This window comes from Dysgonomonas sp. Marseille-P4677, assembly GCF_016652235.1.
Taxonomy (GTDB): domain Bacteria; phylum Bacteroidota; class Bacteroidia; order Bacteroidales; family Dysgonomonadaceae; genus Dysgonomonas.
Genome location: NZ_JAEPKU010000212.1, coordinates 1 through 3,619, shown reverse-complemented (window position 1 = coordinate 3,619; position 3,619 = coordinate 1). Strand labels below are relative to the sequence as shown.

5 protein-coding genes are annotated in these 3,619 nt (G+C 31.5%); 2 read left to right on the top strand and 3 right to left on the bottom strand.

Translation table 11 applies throughout. The features are described 5' to 3' along the window. From JGH11_RS19305 to JGH11_RS19295, 3 genes are all read right to left on the bottom strand, one after another. The coding region (locus JGH11_RS19305; RefSeq protein ID WP_201114521.1) for a phospholipase A at positions 1-763 on the bottom strand (763 nt) is incomplete at its 3' end. Positions 764-825: 62 nt separating this feature from the next. Further along, entirely contained in the window at positions 826-1,128 is a 303-nt protein-coding gene (locus tag JGH11_RS19300) for a hypothetical protein (protein ID WP_201114520.1), read from the bottom strand. A gap of 92 nt (positions 1,129-1,220) precedes the next feature. Beyond that, positions 1,221-1,835, bottom strand: coding sequence for a TetR/AcrR family transcriptional regulator (locus tag JGH11_RS19295; RefSeq protein ID WP_201114519.1), 615 nt, complete (start codon positions 1,833-1,835; stop codon positions 1,221-1,223). 291 nt (positions 1,836-2,126) lie between these two features. Here JGH11_RS19295 and JGH11_RS19290 point away from each other — a divergent pair, with 291 nt between their 5' ends. Continuing rightward, positions 2,127-2,753 carry a ribonuclease H family protein gene (locus JGH11_RS19290; protein WP_201114518.1) on the top strand — a complete coding sequence of 209 codons (627 nt, stop codon included), beginning with the start codon at positions 2,127-2,129 and terminating at the stop codon, positions 2,751-2,753. Positions 2,754-2,782: 29 nt separating this feature from the next. Further along, positions 2,783-3,601, top strand: a complete 819-nt coding sequence (locus JGH11_RS19285) for an FRG domain-containing protein (RefSeq protein WP_201114517.1) — start codon at positions 2,783-2,785, stop codon at positions 3,599-3,601. The last annotated feature ends 18 nt before the right edge of the window (positions 3,602-3,619 follow it).

The window sequence follows — 3,619 nt, the reverse complement described above, 5'->3', positions numbered from 1 at the left end:
TTCTATAACTTGCTGTCAAAACGGTATTTATATTTCCAAAACCTTTTCTTGGATTTACCTCTGCAGATAACCACCACTTATGCTTATAGCTTACATAATTAATTGATATAAAACCTAGTCCTTTATAATCTAATAAATCTTGATTATTATCACCATCAACATAAGGAATCCAAAATTCGCCGGATAAATTGAAGCGTGCATTAAAGTAGTACTTCATTGATAAGCTAAGATAATTCCAGCTGCGAGAATCTTCTCCATCTTTCCCATTCGATTCATGTTTAATTTGTGCAAAAGCGGCACCAACTAATTTTTTATTGTGAAATATATATTTTCCCAGTCCTAATCCCGGATTATAGTTTGTATCTCTAAAAGGACTGGATTCACCATAAATATCCCAAAAGGATTTTTGAGTATATGTCAAATATGCAAAAGTTTTGAATGGCAGTACACTTTTTGTCAGGCGTTGTCTAATACTTACTTGAAAACTGGCATCAGCAGATTTATTTGTAATTTCCTCATTAAGTGGAATTCCTGTAACAAAATACGTGTCGCGATATACGGCAAATGAAGGCAAGCGATCTGCTAGCTTTATAGCTTCATTCTCAGTCATTTCAAAGTGTCTTGGCTTGAAAATTCTGGGATCTTGCATTGCTTCATCATATTGTTGACGGATAGTATCATTATTCATTAGTATAATATCTTCTTGTGCGACTAAGGAAACAGATATTATCAGTAATAATAATGTTGAATAAATTTTAGTCATAATTTCTTATCAGATGTATGATCCCCCGTTTTTAATATTATTTAAATAGTACTTATCTAATATCAATCAAAAATAAACTGATTGATGAATTCATCATTTTCTATATCATTTTTACATTTGATATTAATACTAATCGTTTTTAATAACTTACGTAGATCTGAATTTATTGTATCGGCATATATTGTACCGACTCGTTTTAATGCCATAAGTAAAGAGAAATAATTATGACTGGTATTTTCTAATTCAATGCTTTCTACTCCTTTTACATTATTGTTTTCTATCTCAAACAGATTTACTGTAGTATCTTTTTGTATTCCTTTGCTTAAAGAGTTTTTTTGAGTGAGGATTGCTATTATCTTCTTCATTGTGGAAACTTTTATATGTCTAAATCGTTAATTCAATGTGTGCAATAATCGTGCCTTTTATTGTGAACAGACGTTCATTTTTTATTAAAAAATTATATTCTTATCAGATTGTATAAATAATCCATTATTTGTCTCTTTCTCTCTATTTCTCGTAATACATTTATTACAAACTTAGATTCGTCACAATCGTTGTTTGAAGATTCTTTTGTATTAATATTGTTAAAGATGACGCTCATGATGTCAACATCAATATTTTCCTGTATTTGTTTCATCTCAATGCTTTTTAATAATGCGCTTTTCCATAGCATTAGTAAACGAGAATTTATTTCTTGAAAACGAATAAGAAAATTGGGGTAATGTTTGGCTGCTTGTATGACTAAAGCTGTATAATTGAGAAAAACGGTATGGGTTATTCCTACACGGGTAAATGCATTAGCAATAAGTTTATTACGCCTATGCAATTTATCTAATAATTGAGGTACAGTTAAATCATTTCCTAGGTTTTCGAGTATTCTATTATAAAGCTTAAAAAAATATTCATCTATTACAGCAATGAATAAATCCTCTTTATTCTTGAAGTAACGATACATAGCCCCACGAGACATATTCAGTTCTTTCTGCAATATGGTAATTGAGGTGCTATCGTATCCATTGTTCATAAATACGTCGAATGCTCTTCTTATTATAAATTCTCTACTATATTTCATTTAATACTACTTATTTAAAAGTGAATGATCGTTCACTTTGCAAAAGTGCAATTTTATATCCAGTGAAATAGCATTAATGATGTTAAAAATATATTATTCTTACATCAATAATTAATTATTTTTATGATAGGCGTTAGCCTATTTATATAAACTACCGGTGAATAACTCGTTACTTCCCTTAATATTGATAATTGTTTCTTACTTTACTACTGATAATTGTTTCTTACTTTACTACTTTATTCGTTAATTTGTATCACTTAATTAATATCTATTACGATAATACAAGGATAAGTGGCAAAAAAGAATTTTTATGTAGTATGGAATGGAGTAAAGCCTGGTGTATATTCTAATTGGAATGAGGCTAAAGCTCAGGTCGAAGGTTATGAGGGGGCGATTTATAAATCTTTTCTAAATGAGAAGGAAGCACAAAAAGCATTTAATGACAGTCCATGGTTATATGTAGGTAAAAATGCAGAGAAAAAGAAGAAAGTACCTATACAGAATATTCCTGATATTATAAAAGATAGTTTATCGGTGGATGCAGCATGTAGTGGTAATCCCGGGATGCTGGAATATAGAGGAGTATATGTAAAGACCGGTGAACAAATATTTCATCAAGGTCCCTTTGAAATGGGTACAAATAATATAGGAGAGTTTTTAGCTATCGTACATGGATTGGCCCTTTTGAAACAAAAGAACTTCAATATACCAATTTATTCAGATAGTGTAAATGCTATAAAATGGGTTAAAGAGAAGAAATGTAAGACCAAATTAGAAAGATTACCAGAGAATACCTCATTATTTTATATGATAGAACGTGCCGAGAAGTGGCTTAGAGAAAATACTTACACAACACAAATCATTAAATGGAAAACTGATGAATGGGGTGAGATTCCTGCCGATTTTGGGAGAAAATAATAGTCCTTGATAATACTAGAATTCATATTATGAGAAAAATAACACCGGATCTAACTGCAGAATTGTTTGACTATTTTGGAAATCCCCGCCATGAGAGGTTAGGAGAGAAACCTGCATATAGGGTAGAAACATTTAGGCAGCTAGTTGAATTAGTGGCCGGCTTATCATTTAAAAATAAAGATCACTTACTATTCTATCGTGGACAGACCAGTGACTATAGAAATAAGGCTGGGGTATCATCTTTTTATCCGACTATCTATCGAGGCGACTATTTATCTAGGAAGGATTTGAGTGAACGTTACCGTAAATTGAAAGCGATGGGAGCAATGCTGGCTAGTTTGGCTGAAATTCGAAAAATAGAAGGATATAAAGAGATAAAAAAAAGAAAATACATACAGTGGAGTATTCTTCAGCATTATGAGGTTTGTCCGACACCATATCTCGATTTTACACATTCTTTAAGAGTTGCATGTTCGTTCGCTACATTAAATAATACTACAAACCGAGCTTATATTTTTATATTTGGTTTGCCTTATCTCACCAATAGGATCAGTATAAACTCAGAGCATGATATCATAAATATTCGCTTGCTTAGTATTTGTCCTCCTACTGCATTTCGCCCATATTTTCAAGAGGGATATTTAGTCGGAACTGACGGTATTTCCGATAATTATGATGTGAAGGGGGAACTGGACTTCAATAACAGACTTATTGCTAAATTTGAGATACCTAATGATAATTCTTTTTGGGGTAAAGATTTTAATGGCATACCCAAAAATCTCTTGTATCCAGAGAATGATCCTATGCTTGATTTATGCAGAGAGGTAGAAGAACTTGTGACTGAATAAGAAATGATTATATTAGAT